The sequence below is a fragment of the Neobacillus sp. 204 genome, assembly GCF_046562815.1.
Lineage (GTDB): Bacteria > Bacillota > Bacilli > Bacillales > Cytobacillaceae > Neobacillus.
In genome coordinates this window covers 111,455-127,675 of sequence record NZ_JBJORY010000007.1, presented here as the reverse complement: position 1 = coordinate 127,675, position 16,221 = coordinate 111,455, and the positions used below count along the sequence as shown (strand labels likewise).

Sequence of the window (16,221 nt, the reverse complement as noted above, 5' to 3'; positions counted from 1 at the left end):
TTATAAGACGGGTGACGTATGTCCCACTATATATTAGGCATCTCTAACTTTCTTTTCGATCGTTAGAGATGCCTTTTTTTATTTTAAAAAATCGGGAGGTAATGAGATGAAAAGCAGTAATCTTGGATATCCACGCATTGGGGAAAATCGTGAATGGAAGAAGACTTTAGAAGCGTTTTGGGCAGGAAAGGTAGAAGAGGAAGACTTTCTTCTTCAGATGGAACAGATTCGCCTTCAGCACTTACAAAAGCAAAAGGATAAAGGAATTGATTATATTCCTGTAGGTGATTTTACCCTTTATGATCATATCCTTGATACGGCCGTTATGTTTGGTTTCGTACCAAAAAGGTATGAATATGAGGGAGGAAAAGTGCCGCTCTCCACTTATTTTGCAATGGCTCGAGGCAGCCAGACAGCGGTCGCATCAGAAATGACGAAATGGTTTAACACGAATTATCATTATATAGTTCCAGAACTCACGGGGATCAAACCAACCGTAACCGAAAACAAACCCCTGCTTGCCTATCGTGAGGCGAAGGAAAAACTAGGCATTAACGGAAAGCCAGTCATTGTGGGACCTTATACATTTCTAAAGCTTTCGAAGGGATATGAACAAAAACAATTACCAGCACTTATTTTGCAGATTGTTCCCTTATACGCGCAAATTTTACAGGAGCTTGCGGAAGAAGGGGTAGAATGGGTTCAACTGGATGAACCGACTCTCGTTACATCCATAACAGCTGACGAAATGAAAACTGTCTCTTACATTTACAAACAACTGCAAGAAGCTGCTCCTGAGTTGAAAATCATGCTGCAAACGTATTTTGATTCGGTAGAATATTATTCTGAAGTGATCAATCTTCCAGTTGCCGGGGTTGGTTTGGATTTTGTCCATGGTTTGGAAGGGAATCTACAATCCCTGGCAACGTATGGATTTCCGAAGGATAAGATCCTTGGCGTGGGGTTAATCGATGGGAGGAATATTTGGCGTTCCCAGTTGACGGATAAAGCGAAACTCGTCGAAATCATTACAGGAACTGTTCCAAAAGAGCGGTTGTGGCTGCAGCCATCTTCCAGTTTGCTTCATGTACCAGTTACCCTCAGTCAAGAAACGAATCTTCATCCACTTATTAAGGACGCATTGGCTTTTGCTGATGAAAAATTAGATGAAATTCAATCTCTGGTAAAAAGGGCCCTTCATGGTGAAACAGAGGTTATGAAGGAGTTTAATCAAAGTGAAACCGCACGAAATGATTTGGCTCAGTCTCCGGCGAGAAATCGACTCGAGGTTCAAGAGTCAGTAGCTAGCAGTCTATCACAGGTTGCGAAGCGGCCATCATCATTTGATAAGCGCCGCGAGGACCAACAAGTGTTGGAGCTTCCTTTCCTTCCGACAACTACGATTGGAAGTTTTCCGCAAACGATAGAAATCCGTCAAGCCCGAAGAAAATGGAGAAGGGGCGAGTGGACGACAGAAGTATATGATCAGTTTGTTCAAGAACAGATTAAAACATGGATAGGGATTCAAGAAGTAATTGGGCTTGATGTCCTCGTCCACGGAGAGTTCGAGCGGACCGATATGGTCGAGTTTTTTGGTGAAAAATTAGGCGGATTCATCTTTACACAAAATGGCTGGGTTCAATCCTACGGTTCACGTTGTGTCAAACCACCTGTCATCTACGGTGACGTTGAATTTCTGCAACCGATGACAGTGAAAGAGAGTTTGTATGCACAGTCCCTTACGAAAAAGCCAGTCAAAGGGATGATTACAGGTCCCGTAACAATTCTGAATTGGTCCTTTGTGCGAGATGATATTTCAAGGTCGGAGGTTGCTTTTCAAATTGCGCTTGCCTTACAAAAAGAAGTGGAGTCTCTAGAAGCTTTAGGAATAAAAATCATCCAAGTGGATGAACCAGCGCTTCGCGAGGGACTACCGCTTAAAAAATCGGCTTGGGGAACTTACTTAGATTGGGCGGTTAAGGCCTTTCGTCTGACGACTTGTTCTGTCCAAGATTCAACCCAAATTCATACGCATATGTGTTATTGTGATTTCCATGATTTTATTGAGCCAATTAATCAGTTAGATGCAGATGTGATCTCAATCGAAACCTCTCGCAGTCATGGAGAATTGATTTCATCATTTAATGACAATAAATATGATAAAGGGATTGGGCTCGGTGTCTATGACATCCATAGTCCTCGAGTACCGACGCGGGAGGAAATCGTCAACGTGATTGAAAGTGGTTTGCAGGTTCTTGAACCAACTCAATTCTGGATCAATCCAGATTGTGGCTTGAAAACAAGAGGAATCGAGGAAACCATCCAATCACTTCAAAATATGGTGGCTGCAACACGTTTAGTTCGTGAGAAATTGTCTGTGCACAATCGGTAACTAATACTAGGGGAATATGAAATGGGATAGGCAAGCAAGCCTATCCCATTTTCAATTGCCATTAGAATAATGCGGTTTTTAATGCCACTTCAATATTCCCTTTCGTTGCTTTCGAGTAAGGGCAAACAGTATGTGCTAGTGCGACTAGTTCCTCTGCTTCTTCCAATGAAATCCCCTTAACAGCAACAAACAGTGCGACTGCTAGTTTGAATCCTCCATCTAGATCTTTTCCAATTGATACTTCTGCAGTAACCTTTGATTCGATCCGCTTTCTCGATTGTCTTGCCACTAAATTTAATGCACTATCGAAGCAAGCTGCGTATCCAGCAGCAAATAATTGTTCTGGATTTGTAGCATTTTCTTTCTCTTGGCCACCGAGTGATTTAGGCATGGATAGTGCCAAGTCAAGCGTACCGTCACTACTTTTTACCTTTCCTAATCTACCACCCTCTGCAGTAGCTTTCGCTGTATATAATGATTCCATTTTAACGACCTCTTTTCTATTTTGTAAAATTAAATTGTGAGCAATTGAATATCACGAGATTATCTTAACTCCGATTATTAAATAAGTCAACAATTAAATTGTGTAATATTAAATTGTGTTTATTTGTCTCTGGATTGTGTATGATAAACAATAAGAGGAAAGAGAAAGGATCTTAAAGATGGATAATCAGAACCTAAAGCTTGAAAATCAAATCTGTTTTAAAATTTATACGGCCGAGCGAGAAATCACAAAACTTTATAGAGATTTACTCGAAGATCTAGATGTAACCTATCCGCAATATCTTGTCTTGTTAGTATTATGGGAGAAGGATTCAATAACTGTAAAAGAGCTGGGCCAAAAGCTCTTTTTAGACTCTGGTACGTTAACTCCGATGCTCAAACGGATGGAGGGCAATGAGCTTCTTGAGCGCAGGCGATCTCTAGAGGATGAAAGAAGTGTAATCATCACACTGACAAAAAAAGGAAAGGAACTGAAGCAGAAAGCCGAATGCATTCCATCGCAATTATTAAATAACCTATCAACGGATTATGATGAATTGAAGAACTTAGATTACACACTTACTACAATTCTTCAACGTATTCAAAAAGTAAAAGAGAATTAAAACATGCTAAAAGCGGTAAAGTGAGACGAGGGCGTATGGCTCTTGTCTATTTGATTTTATTGAGATTCCAGTAACTTCTGAAAATTCAGTTGACTTATCTTACAGTTGTTTTAATATAGAAAATATAAAACAATGTTTTACTTATAAAACAAGGTGTTTAGGAGGGAGAAATATGCCATTTTTACAAGTAGAAGATTTACAGATCCATTATGAAATAGAAGGAGAAGGTTCCCCGTTAATCATTTTACATGGAATGGGTAACAACTCGCAGTCATGGAAGAAACAATTACAGGGCTTACCCAAGCAATTCACTGTGATTGCCTGGGATGCGCCCGGATATGGGGAAAGTTCGGATCCACAAGTGGAATTGAAAGAATTTAAACAGTTTGCTGATGTATTAAAAGGATTTATTGAAAAATTAAATTATAAATCCGTCACGCTGCTAGGACATTCCATGGGATCGGCGATTGCACTCGATTTTTGTTACCGCTTTCCCGAGATGGTTGATGCGTTAATCATTTCAGATGCAACAAGAGGGGCAGCGGCCTTGACTAAAGAGGAAAATGAACGGAAATTAAACAATCGTCTAAATAAAATTGAAACACTAGATCCCAAAGAACTGGCGAAACTACGTGTAAAGGAACTTCTTTCACCGAATCCAGATCCTGAAATAAAGAAAGAAGCAGAAAGAATCTATTCGCAAATAAGACCAATGGGTTTCCGCTCGGTAGCCTATTCGCTTTTTTCCTTAAATCAAATGGATATTCTTTCTTCTATCAATGTTCCTACTCTAGTTATTTGCGGTGAATTAGATAGAGTTACCCCAGTAAGTGAATCGCAGATTTTTCATGAAGCAATTAGGGACTCAACCTTTGTTACGATCCCTGGGACTGGACATTTGTGTTATCAAGAAGATCCTACCCGTTTTAATGTAATCGTCCAAGATTTTCTTACTTCCTTAGTGATAAATCAATAAAGTGCTTGCACTTCTTTGCTTAAACTTTGATATGATTGTAGAATAAGTAAATTAATAACAATGAGATGGTGAAATGCTGATGGCAAAAGATGAAAAGGAAAGGTATAATGCCAATTCTTTAGTGAGAGGATTGGAAATTTTAAAGCTATTTAGTGAGGAACGACCAACTTTATCCTTGGTAGAAATCGCGAAAGAACTAGATGTGAGTCGAACGGTTCCATTCCGATTATTGTATACACTCCAAACACTTGGATATCTCGATCAAGATGAACATACGAAACGCTACAGTCTAACTCCAAAGGTGTTGGAATTAGGCTTTGCCTACTTAAGTACATTGAAACTCCCGGAAATTGCGCAGCCTTATTTAGAAAAATTAAGGGATGAAACTGGGGCATCCTGTCATTTATCGATATTGGATGGTCAAGAAGTTGTCTATGTTGGCAGTGCACCAGTCCGAGGAGTCTCAGCAGTTAATGTGAATATTGGGTTGAGACTGCCCGCCCATGCAATCGCTAATGGAAAAGTCCAGCTGGCCTATCAACCCCAAGACAAATTAAACCAAATCTTATTTGGCTCCAATTTAAAACCATATACAGAAAGAACGCAAACAGATTACATGGATTTTCAACAAGAATTAGCTACGATTCGGCAAAAGGGATATGCGATAACAAAGGGTGAATTTCATCATGGAATTCAATCGGTTGCTGCTCCTATCTTTGAGCGCACGGGTCAAGTCAGGGCAGCGATCAATGTGGTCGCAACAGAAGCTACCTTCAATCAAGAATTTATTGAAAAAATAGCCTTACCTAAAGTGCTGGAAGCTTCTGAAATACTATCCGGTTTTATGGGTTACCACTCAAAAATTAATTAGAAAGCTTGCGAAATTTCGCAAGCTTTTTTTGTTGGTGTGTTTTATATATAAAACGTATTTTATTTTGTGAAACAAAATCAATGATTTTTGTTGACACAATATTCTCAAAACTTTAAAATAAACTTAGTGGTAAACGATGTTTTATATATAAAACATATTCTTTACTGCAAAAAATAAAAAAGGAGGAATAAAAGTCTATATGGGACATTGAAGTACTATATACTAGATAATAAAATATTTTGGAAGCGTATTCATCTGATTAAAAACAAAAGGGGGCTCTTTAATGCTGAGAACGAATAAACGTTGGATTTATATTGCCATGCCTATTTTCTTCTTTTGGTTTTTTGGACAAATTGATAAATTAGGTATTTCGATTATTCAAACCGATCAAGGTTTCTTAAACGATCTTGGATTAACCGGTGCAGATAAGAATGCGAAAATTGGGATGATCACATTTATTTTTACCATTGCCTATGCCTTATCTAATATCTTTTGGGGATTTATCATTGACAAGCTTGGAGCAAGGAAAACAGGAATCATCGGTCTTGTTGTATGGGCAATTACCATGGTTATTGGCGGTTTATCCACTTCCTACGAAATGTTTATCTTGAGCCGTATCATCCTTGGGATTGGTGAGGGGATGATGATTCCGATTTGCGGAAAGTTTATCTCCAACTGGTTTCATCAGCGTGAACTTGGCCGGGCACAATCCTCATGGCTGGCAGGAAACTATTTAGGACCTGCATGTGGAGCCATAATCTTAACGCTTGTGATTGCGACCTTCCATTGGCAAGCCGCCTTTTTCATTTTAGCAGGGTTTAATCTATTAATCGTTCTTCCCATGTTTATCTTCCTTACTCGTGATACTCCTGAAGAACATCCTGGAATAGATCCAACTGAATTAGCTTATATTCGACAGTCAGATTCCAAAGGAGCAACTAAAAAACAAAACTTTGCTCAAGATTATCGTTATTGGATTGTTTGGTTCGGAATGTTAGTGTCATCGTTCTTATTTTTTGGTATTAGTATTTGGCTTCCTACTTATTTAGTCGGAGCGAAGGGTTTCACAAGGGAGGCAATGACAGGAATCACCTCATTATCTTGGCTGTTTGCTTTAGGATTCGTATTAATTTGCGGATATTTAGCCGATAAAACCAAGCGTCCTGGTTTACTAGCGACGATTCTATTTCTATTGACGGCATCATTTTTAACTGCGGCCATTCTTTCTCCGCAGCCAGTTATGGCCGGTGTATTCATGGGCTTGGCGATGGGTACACAAGGGGGCGTATTCCATTTAAGTAATTTATTCATGGTTAAATTCTCGACGCCTGAAACAGCCGGACGTGCTGCGGGATTGATGGGATTTACTAACATTCTTGGCGGGTTTTCAAGCTATATTATGGGTTGGATGGTTGATATTGCTGGTGGGGACTTTGGACCCTCCATTGTGATGTTGATTATTGCAGCTACGCTTGGGTTCATTGCGTATCTATTTACATTGAAAAGGGAAGCAGCAGAGCTAAAGATTGAGAATCTACCTCCCAATCAGGTGATTGTATAATATGATAATCGATTTAAATGTTACGTATATAAAACATAGTTTTAAATATTAAATATTCTCAATATTTATAATTGACAATTATAGTATTGGGATTTAATATTAGTTTATAAGCGAAACATTGTTTTATATATAAAACATATTCAAAAAAGGAGTGTTGTAAATGTCTGAGAAAAAATTTTCAGTAGAAGCATTTGAGAAAAAATATGTGGCGAGGTTAAAGGATCGCTCATTGGATTTTAACGTGTTGAAGTTTCAGGAAGAAGTGGACCCAGCTTACCGCAGAGCACAGATGAGATATATCGGCCGCGGTGCGACAGCTAATAACGATGCAAATGTGATTACCGCAGAACACTTCACTTTAAGCACCATGGTTTTACCAGCAGGGTGTAAAGGACCACTTCATTTACATGATGATGTGGAAGAAGTTTTCTTTATCTTAAAAGGCAGTGTGACCGCACTGATCCAAGAAGAAGGCGAAAGTGAAGTCCATGAGATCGTCTTAAATGAAAGGGATTGCATCAGCTCCCCTCCAGGTGTCTACCGCGGACTGCGCAATGATAGTGATGAAGAGGCATTAATGCTCGTTATGCTGGGTGCTGTTAAGCCGAATTTACCGACCTATCCAAAAGGAAGCGCATTAGAGGAACTTCGTCTTAGGCGTGCTAAAGAGAGAGAAGCAATTATTAACGGAAAATAATTTTTCAATAGGCAGATGTTTCTCAGCAAGCATACTCCCTGAAACTTAAGAATTTGTTCGTTGACAGGGATGGTCCTCTTATTTTCATGCGGGATCATCCTTGTTGACTTTAAACGAAAAAATGGAGGTAGCAGGATGTTAGGAATCACACATTTAAGACATATAAGCTTAATTACCCCCGTTCTCAAGGAACAAGCTGAATTTTATGAGAAAATTTGGGGCTTGGATAAAGTTTCTCAAGATGAACAGTCTGTTTACTTTCGCGGGGCTGGCCCTGAAAACCATATATTAAGCTTGCATGCAGGAGAAAAAAGAGGGCTGCACCATATTGCGTTCGGTATGGTGGATAAAAACGCAGTCGACAGAGCGGCAGAAATCCTTGCTTCAAAAGGTGTGAAGATTGTTTCTCCGCCTGGTTATTTGGATGAGGAAGGAAAAGGCTATGGGTTGCGTTTTGTCGATCCAGAAAATCGCTGTATCGAATTATCGGCTTGGGTGGAAATTCATACCTCGATTTGGAACAAGAAAAATGTCGATCCAGTCAAACTGAACCATGTCGTCATGAACACGAAAGACCTTGATATGATTACTGATTTTTATACGAATGTCCTAGGGTTTAAGGTGACCGACTGGAGCGAGCACCAAATGTCCTTCTTACGCTGTAACAGGAAACACCACTCGATTGCCTTCAATCAGGATCAGCACGCCTCCGTTAATCATATTGCCTACGAAGTGGATACGGTGGATGAAGTGATGCGAGGAATCAGTAATGTCAGAAAGGCAGGCTATCAAGAGATTTGGGGCCCAGGGCGCCACGGTCCTGGAAATAATATTTTTTGTTACTTCCAAGATCCAGGGAAGTTTGTGATGGAGTATACCTGTTATTTGGAAACGATTGAAGATGAGTCAGAATGGAGAGCGCGTGTTTGGAAGCGAGTGCCTCATTTAATGGACCAATGGGGAATCGCCGGACCTCCAAAACCGGAAACACGGGCAGCGATGGGCGGGGAGCCAGACCCAGGCTGGGTAGAAGTTAAAGCATTGGTTTAACGAAAAGGGGTGTCAGGATGGATTTAGGATTAAAGGATAAAGTAGCGGTCATCATGGGAGGAACATCTGGAGTTGGCTTAAAGACGGCAGAAATGTTTCTTCAGGAAGGTGCCCGCGTCGCGGTTTGCGGCAGAAATAGCGAGCGGAAAGAAAAAGCCTATGATCACCTGCTGAAATTTGGAACAGTCGATTCGATTTTTGCGGCAACCTGTGACGTGACTAATAAGGATGATGTTAACGCGTTTATCAACGGGACAGCCACACACTTTGGCGGGATTGATATCCTTGTGAATGCTGCTGGACAAAGTGTCATGGGTTACTTTTTTGATGTGACGGATGAACAATGGGAGCAGCAAATCCAATTGAAATACTTTGCCATCATTTATGCGGTGAAGGCGGTTCATCCTTATTTGGTTAAGAATGGCGGCGGCCGTATCATTAATATCAATGCTACGTTAGCGAAAGAGCCGGAAAGACATATGATTGCAACGGCGGCAACAAGAGCCGGATTATTGAATTTAAGTAAGACTCTATCACAAGAGCTTGCTTCCGATAATATTTTAGTCAACTCAGTGAGCTTAGGGTTGATTCGTACCGATCAATGGGAGCGAAGAAGATTGAAAAATGCCCCAGATATGAACGCAGAAGACTATTATTCTGATTTAGCCAAAAAGCGAAATATCCCTTTAGGGAGAGTTGGCGAAGCAGAAGAAGTGGCCAGTGTGATTTTATTTTTAGCATCAAGCAAAGCGAGTTATGTAGCGGGTTCAACCATTGAAACAGCTGGAGCGCTGGGAAAAGCGCTTTAATTACTGATAAAGGCAGGAATGAATGATGAGCGAACAAAATCAGATGGAATACACCACAGCAGATGCCGTGGTAAAAGAACTTGTCCGTGCTGGAGTGGAAACAGCGTTTGGAATTGTCAGTATCCACAATATGCCGATCTATGATGCGATTCTCCGGGAAGGAAGCATTCATTTAGTCTGTTCCCGCGGTGAGAGCGGCGCGGCAAATATGGCAGATGGCTATGCCAGAGCAACGGGTAAATTGGGAGTCGTGATTACGAGTACGGGAACAGGTGCCGGAAATGCGGCAGGTTCGTTAATTGAAGCATGGGCCGCAGGCGTACCCGTTCTTCATCTTACCGGTGAGGTGGCTTCCCCTTACTTAGGAACGGGCAGAGGATATATCCATGAATGTAAAGACCAGTTGTCGATGATGGAAGGGTCTTGTAAAAAGGCCGTCCGCTTAAGAAGACCAGAGCAGGCAGCTGCCGTCGTCCGGCAAGCCATACAAGACGCATTTGCCTATCCGGCAGGACCTGTAACACTTGAAATCCCCATTGATTTTCAATCTGCCATTATCCCTAATCATCCGATTGAAGATATCAGTTTAATAGCTCCAACTAATAATACCATTCCAGCCATTCCTGAAGAGGCATTAGCCAAAATTAGTCATGCTCGCCGGCCGGTCATTTGGGCAGGAGGAGGAGTGATTACCTCTGGCGCCTCAAATGAGGTTACCGCGTTGGCAGAAACGATTGGGGCGGCCGTGATCACCAGCCAATCTGGAAAAGGAAGCATTCCTGAAAATCATTCACAATGTATCGGTCACTTTGCTGCGAATGAATTAACGAAAAACCTACTGAAAAATTCAGACCTGTTGATCAGTATTGGGGTTCGCTTTAGAGGGAATGAAACAGCCAACTGGAAAGTCCCTGTTCCAAAAGAACATATCTCGATTGACGCGGATTGGCAGGCGATTAATCGTAACTATGAAGCGACCTATGGATTAGTAGGCGATGCGAAACAAATTTTACAAGGATTAAATCAGGCATTATCGCAAAAATCAATCGTCCCAAATCCTGCCTATCTTGATGAAGTACAGTCCGTTCGGGAAGAGTTGCGGACACAGTTACGAGCCACACTGGGTCCTTATGAGCAAATCCTCGATGGGATGCGAAACGTGTTACCAGAAAACACGATTTTAGTCCGGGATGTAACCGTTCAAGCGAATGTGTGGGGAAGCCGCTTATTTGAAATCTATCAACCTAGGACATCGATTCACGCGTCCGGCGGCGGGATTGGCCAAGGGCTGCCAACAGCGATTGGTGCGCAAATGGCTTTTAAGGATCGTCCGGTTGTGCTGATGGCAGGCGATGGCGGATTTATGGTCAATGTCGGTGAAATGGCCACTGCGGCCCAGGAAAAACTACCGTTGATTGTGGTCCTGTTTGATGATGCGGGTTACGGGGTGCTTCGAAATATTCAAAGTGCGGCCTATGGTCGTCAAGTTGCCGTTGATTTAATGAGCCCTGACTTTGTGCTACTTGCGCAATCGATGGGATTTGATGCCTCACGGATCGGTTCAGCCACAGAATTTGTCACTGAACTGGAAAAGGCCGTTGCTGGTAAAAAGCCAACGATGATTGTGGTAGACATGGAAGCGGTCGGACCAATGGCGAAACCCTTTGGAGGTCCTCCAGGTGCAGCGGATGCTTTCAAACCGAAAAAGTTATAGGGAGGAATTTAGTGTGATTTCTACACATCCATTTGTTTCAGGAAAATACCTTATTGGCGGGCAGTGGCTTCAAGCGGAAAAAACAGCCAATGTCACCAATCCAGGACATACGAGTGAAGTGGTCGGTGAAGTTGCCTTATGTTCAAAAGCGGATGTAGATCAAGCGGTGGGAACAGCTGCTAAAGTCTATGAAAGCTGGTCTCAAAGTGACATAGAGGATCGGGCAAACCGGATGAAGCTCGCAGCCGATGAGATTAAATCAATCGTGGAAGAGAATGTAAGTTTGTTAGTTCGCGAGAATGGCAAGGTCCTAGTTGAAGCGAAAAAGGATTTGCTTCGAGTAGTCGATATTATGAAACAAGGGGCAGAAGAATTACTAGAATGGTGGAAACCTGAAAGTTTGGCTGGAGGTCAAAAGGTGCAAATCCGCAAGCGTCCGCGCGGGGTTGCAGCTATCATCTCTCCCTGGAATTCACCGCTGATTCTTACCTTTAAGCGAGTCATTCCCGCTGTGTTGACAGGAAATACGGTGGTCGTTAAGCCTGCAACCAGCTGTCCATTAACGATCATGACGTTCTTAAAAGTGGTAGCTTCCTATTTTCCAGATGGGGTTATTAATGTTGTCACCGGTTCTGGCGGTGTGATTGGTGATGCCCTTTGTTCTGATCCGCGCGTCCGTACGATTGCGTTCGTCGGCAGTACGGAAACAGGCAAAGAAATTATGCGTGCTGCTGCTGGGACAGTAAAGAAACTGTATATGGAGCTGGGCGGGAATGATGCAGCAATTCTTCTTGCTGATGCTAAGTTGGATGACGAAGCAATCAAACGTCTCCGTTTTGGGGTTCTTCGCGCGGCAGGGCAAGTGTGCTCCGCCATCAAAAGGATCTATGTACACGAATCCAGATATGAGGAAGTCATTGAAAAATTAACGAAGGAATTTAGCCGTATTCGGGTTGGGAATGGGATTCAACCGGATGTTGAAATGGGTCCTTTAAATAATAAATCCCAATATGACTATGTAAACGGTCTGATTAATCGTGCCGTTGAAGCAGGGGCCAATGTGATTACTGGAGGAATAAAGTTAGATCCGGAATCGTGGGAACAAGGTTATTTTATTATGCCGACGATCATTACTGGTGTGGACCAACAGTGTGAAATCGTTCGTGCCGAACAATTTGGCCCGGTTATTCCGATCTTACCGTTTTCAGATGTAGATGAAGTAGTGCGGCTCGCCAATGACAGTGAATTCGGATTAAGAGCATCTGTTTGGACGGAGGATAAATTAGTCGCCGTGAAATTAGCTGATCGATTAGAAGCAGGCGCCGTCTTTCATAATAATCATACGGTATTCCAAGATCTCCATCTTGATTTTCCTGGCCTAAAAGAAAGCGGCTTGTCCCGTGAAACGAGACATTGCGGACTCGAATATTTTGCTGATTCATACGGTTTAGCCAACTAAGAAGGAGGGCATCAGATGAGAATAGGATTAATTGGCGGGGGAAATATTGGAAAGTTCCTCCTTCAAAGCATCAATATTGAGGGTCTTCTTTCAGGTGGTAAAATTGTAGGTATTTATACACGGAATCAGCACGCAGCCGGGGAGCTTGCTGCTGAGTTTGCAGTAGAAAACTATTCGGATATTCAATCACTCATCCAGTCTAATATTGACCTTGTTGTTGAAGCGGCGACCATTCAAGTAGTGAAAGATTATGCAGCGGCGATCTTAGCAAGTGGTAAAGATTTAGTGTTAAGTAGTGTTGGCGCCTTAGCCGATGTAGATTTTTTTCGAAATCTAGAAAGAATATGTAAAGAAAGCAGTACAAAAATTTATTTACCATCAGGTGCCATTAGCGGATTAGATGTCCTAAAAGCGGCGAAATCCATTGGCGAACTAGAAGCTGTTTCTATTACTACTAGAAAACCGCCACAAGCATTGCCTGGTGCTCCTGCCGATCGAGAACAAGTGATATTCGAGGGCTCTGCGGCAGAAGCGATTGAATTATTCCCGAAAAATATTAATGTATCGATCATCTTGTCATTAGCAGGGCTTGGATCGGATCAAACAGGTGTTAAAATTATTTCTGATCCAGCTGTGATGAAGAATAGTCATTCAATCGAGGCGACTGGTTCATTCGGAACACTATCACTAAAGGTGGAAAATGATCCGATGCCTAATAATCCCAAAACAAGTTACTTGGCTGCATTAAGTGTGCTGTCCGCATTGAAAAATATAGATGCGGTCATTAAAGTGGGATAAGTGTTAAAATTATTATATGGAAGAAAACAGGGGAAACCCGAAGATTTTTGATCTCATTCTCCTGGAAAAGGTATAAGAAAAATAGTGTTAGGGGGAATAGTTGATGGTTAAAACAAACATAAATCTAGAAGACATGTCGCAAAAAGATGTAGTTGAATACTTAAGTGAATCCGTTCAGCCGGAAATTGGCGCGATTCCTGCCTCTCTATTAGGAGATCCAAAAATCTATGATCTTGAACATAAAAAGGTGTTTTTAAAAACATGGATATTTGTTGGTCATGAATCAGAAATTCCCAATAAAAATGATTTCATTACAAGAGATGTTGCTGGTTATTCCGTCATTATTACACGAGGCGCTGATGGTGAAATTCGCTGCCTCTATAATATGTGTACCCACCGCGGCATGAAGCTTTGCCGGGCGGATGCAGGAAATAAATCTTTATTTACTTGCCCGTATCATGGGTTTAATTTTAAAAACAATGGGGATTGTGTTGGGGTACCGCTGCAAAAAGATATTTATGGTGAGGGATTTGATAAATCTGGTTTAGGGCTTCATCAAGTTAGAATCGAAACCTACAAGGGTCTTATGTTCGGGACGTGGAATGACGAGGCTGAACCATTAGAAGATTTCTTAGGCGATTTTAAATGGTATCTCGATATTTTGGCAGGCCGGGCGGAAATGGAAGTATTGGGGCCGCCGCAACGATTTATTATTCATTCGAACTGGAAAATTGGCGCGGATAACTTTGTGGGTGATTCGTATCATACCATGGTTACGCATGGTTCGATTGTCAAATTGGGAATGGTACCTAGTGCTACCTATTCCAAAAAGGGTTATCAAATCTATACCAACAATGGACATGGCTTAAATCTTGGTACGCCAAATCTTGACTTTGCTTTTCCAGAGGAACTTAAAGAAGAATATAAGTCTAATTTAACAGCAGAGCAGTATGACGTTTTGTCTAATCTAAAAAATATGATTGGCAATATTTTTCCCAATCTATCTTTCTTAATTTCTCATACGAAGGTAAAAGGCCAGTTGATTTCGAATACTTCGGTTCGTCTATGGCGGCCGGTTGGTGTCGATAAAATGGAAGTGATCACTTGGTTTTTAGTGGAGAAAAATGCTTCAGCCGATTGGAAAAGACGTTCTCGTGAGTCGTTTGTTTTGACCTTCAGCCCGTCAGGAATCTTTGAACAAGATGACACAGAGGTATTTACCGATATTACTGCTGCAGCCTCCGGAACGATGCCATTAGTAAAGCAGCTGACCTTTAATTATACGATGGGCTTACATCGAAAGCCTGTGGAAGATTTTATTGGCCCGGGTGTCGTTTTTGATGATAAATTCACCGAGGCCAATCAAAGGAACTTTTATCGTTACTGGCTCGATCTCATGACTTCTTAAGGTTTTATTTTTTGAAGAGGGAAAGCGCGTACAAAAAAAGATTGGAGGAGTCATGATGAGTTTAGAGAAGATGCTAGCAACCTTTGAAATGGAGCAATGGTTATACCGGGAAGCGAAGTTTCTCGATGATATTGATTTTGATGGCTGGTTTAGTTTGCTGCACCCAGACATTTCTTATCAAATGCCGGTAAGGGTTAATAAGGAAGGGATTGAACGTCCCGATTATTCCTTCGATATGTTTGCTTTTAATGATGACATTGAATTATTGAAAATTCGCGTGGACCGTTTAAAAACAGATTACGCCTGGGCTGAAATCCCGCCGTCTCGTACACGAAGGTCTGTCAATAATGTGAGACTTCTTGAGTATGTTCCCAATGAAAAAGCGGTTGTTAACAGCTATTTAACGATTTATCGCAGCCGAAGTACCGATATTCATCACGATTTAATTTCAGGTGAACGTCAGGATGAATTCACGTATGTTGACGGGGAATGGAAGCTTTCTAAGCGTGTATTCATTGTAGATCAAACGACTTTAAATACTAGAAATCTGGCTATATTTGTATAGAAGCCAAAGTAGAAAGGAGCACCTTGATGGCTCAGCTTAGTGGGAAATCAATTTATTTGACCGGAGGTGCCTCCGGGATTGGTAGGGCTGTCACCGAGGCATTTGTAAAAGAGGGTGCCGTTGTGACCATCCTTGATCGGTCTGCAGCAGGATTAAATGAGCTCAAACAGCAATATGGTGAGCAGGTTCAATGCATTGAAGGCGACGTTACGATCTATGATGATCATGTACGAGCAGTGGAAACAGCCACAAAAACCTATGGAAAATTAGATGTCTTTGTTGCTAATGCAGGTGTATTCGATGGATTTGCCAAATTTGAAACCGTCACACCGGAAGCCATGTCAGATGCTTATGACCTCCTGTTCAATATTAATGTAAAAGGATATTTTAATGGGGCAAAAGCAGCCACTGCTGAACTAAAGAAAACAGCAGGAAATATGATTTTCACTGTCTCAGGTGCCGGGTTCTATCCGGATGGCGGCGGAGTTTGGTATACAGCAAGCAAGCATGCTCAAATTGGACTAATGCGCCAACTGGCGTTTGAATTAGCACCAGAAATCCGGGTGAACGCGGTGGCGCCTGGTGGAACGTTAACAGCATTAAATGTTATTCCACCACTGCAGCCTTTTGTAAAAATGGTCGATAATGAGACGAAAGAGAAAAGCATTAAAAAACGGAACCCGCTGCAAATTGCGATGACATCTGAAGATCATGTTGGGGCCTACCTACTGCTTGCTTCTGATCAGGCACGTGCGATTACGGGTGAAGTCATTTCAAGTGATGGAGGCTTGGCTGTTCGCGGGCTTGGTTAAATA

The 16,221-nt window shown here is 41.8% G+C and carries 15 protein-coding genes; 14 read left to right on the top strand and 1 reads right to left on the bottom strand.

What is annotated here, in order from left to right; all coding sequences use genetic code 11:
* The first annotated feature begins 106 nt into the window (after positions 1-106).
* Complete coding sequence (gene metE, locus ACJ004_RS15875; protein WP_410894073.1) at positions 107-2,392, top strand: 5-methyltetrahydropteroyltriglutamate--homocysteine S-methyltransferase; 2,286 nt, start codon at positions 107-109, stop codon at positions 2,390-2,392.
* A 61-nt stretch (positions 2,393-2,453) separates the two neighbouring features.
* On the opposite strand, the gene ACJ004_RS15870 is transcribed toward metE, so the two are convergent.
* The gene (locus ACJ004_RS15870; RefSeq protein WP_410894072.1) at positions 2,454-2,876 is read right to left on the bottom strand and encodes an organic hydroperoxide resistance protein; all 423 of its coding nucleotides are present in this window, start codon (positions 2,874-2,876) and stop codon (positions 2,454-2,456) included.
* 178 nt (positions 2,877-3,054) lie between these two features.
* Here ACJ004_RS15870 and ACJ004_RS15865 point away from each other — a divergent pair, with 178 nt between their 5' ends.
* The 13 genes from ACJ004_RS15865 to ACJ004_RS15805 all read left to right on the top strand — a co-directional run bounded on the left by ACJ004_RS15865 (position 3,055) and on the right by ACJ004_RS15805 (position 16,218).
* On the top strand, positions 3,055-3,498 hold the full coding sequence (locus tag ACJ004_RS15865) for a MarR family winged helix-turn-helix transcriptional regulator (RefSeq protein ID WP_410894071.1): 444 nt from the start codon (positions 3,055-3,057) through the stop codon (positions 3,496-3,498).
* A gap of 172 nt (positions 3,499-3,670) precedes the next feature.
* The gene (locus tag ACJ004_RS15860) at positions 3,671-4,474 is read left to right on the top strand and encodes an alpha/beta fold hydrolase (protein ID WP_410894070.1); all 804 of its coding nucleotides are present in this window, start codon (positions 3,671-3,673) and stop codon (positions 4,472-4,474) included.
* A 79-nt stretch (positions 4,475-4,553) separates the two neighbouring features.
* On the top strand, positions 4,554-5,345 hold the full coding sequence (locus tag ACJ004_RS15855; RefSeq protein WP_410894069.1) for an IclR family transcriptional regulator: 792 nt from the start codon (positions 4,554-4,556) through the stop codon (positions 5,343-5,345).
* Between the two features lie 283 nt (positions 5,346-5,628).
* Entirely contained in the window at positions 5,629-6,906 is a 1,278-nt protein-coding gene (locus ACJ004_RS15850; RefSeq protein WP_410894068.1) for an MFS transporter, read from the top strand.
* Between the two features lie 160 nt (positions 6,907-7,066).
* The gene (locus tag ACJ004_RS15845) at positions 7,067-7,603 is read left to right on the top strand and encodes a cupin domain-containing protein (RefSeq protein WP_410894067.1); all 537 of its coding nucleotides are present in this window, start codon (positions 7,067-7,069) and stop codon (positions 7,601-7,603) included.
* A gap of 135 nt (positions 7,604-7,738) precedes the next feature.
* Entirely contained in the window at positions 7,739-8,653 is a 915-nt protein-coding gene (locus tag ACJ004_RS15840) for a VOC family protein (RefSeq protein ID WP_410894066.1), read from the top strand.
* 17 nt (positions 8,654-8,670) lie between these two features.
* A complete protein-coding gene (locus ACJ004_RS15835) occupies positions 8,671-9,462 on the top strand; it encodes an SDR family oxidoreductase (protein WP_410894065.1) in 792 nt (263 codons plus the stop codon).
* Between the two features lie 25 nt (positions 9,463-9,487).
* Positions 9,488-11,176 (top strand): thiamine pyrophosphate-binding protein, encoded by a 1,689-nt coding sequence (locus ACJ004_RS15830; RefSeq protein WP_410894064.1) that lies wholly within the window; start codon positions 9,488-9,490, stop codon positions 11,174-11,176.
* Positions 11,177-11,189: 13 nt separating this feature from the next.
* The gene (locus ACJ004_RS15825; RefSeq protein WP_410894063.1) at positions 11,190-12,635 is read left to right on the top strand and encodes an aldehyde dehydrogenase family protein; all 1,446 of its coding nucleotides are present in this window, start codon (positions 11,190-11,192) and stop codon (positions 12,633-12,635) included.
* A gap of 15 nt (positions 12,636-12,650) precedes the next feature.
* Complete coding sequence (gene nadX / locus ACJ004_RS15820) at positions 12,651-13,433, top strand: aspartate dehydrogenase (protein WP_410894062.1); 783 nt, start codon at positions 12,651-12,653, stop codon at positions 13,431-13,433.
* Between the two features lie 103 nt (positions 13,434-13,536).
* Positions 13,537-14,841 carry an aromatic ring-hydroxylating oxygenase subunit alpha gene (locus ACJ004_RS15815; RefSeq protein WP_410894061.1) on the top strand — a complete coding sequence of 435 codons (1,305 nt, stop codon included), beginning with the start codon at positions 13,537-13,539 and terminating at the stop codon, positions 14,839-14,841.
* A 55-nt stretch (positions 14,842-14,896) separates the two neighbouring features.
* Positions 14,897-15,406 (top strand): aromatic-ring-hydroxylating dioxygenase subunit beta, encoded by a 510-nt coding sequence (locus ACJ004_RS15810; RefSeq protein WP_215010381.1) that lies wholly within the window; start codon positions 14,897-14,899, stop codon positions 15,404-15,406.
* A 26-nt stretch (positions 15,407-15,432) separates the two neighbouring features.
* Positions 15,433-16,218 carry an SDR family NAD(P)-dependent oxidoreductase gene (locus ACJ004_RS15805; protein ID WP_410894060.1) on the top strand — a complete coding sequence of 262 codons (786 nt, stop codon included), beginning with the start codon at positions 15,433-15,435 and terminating at the stop codon, positions 16,216-16,218.
* The last annotated feature ends 3 nt before the right edge of the window (positions 16,219-16,221 follow it).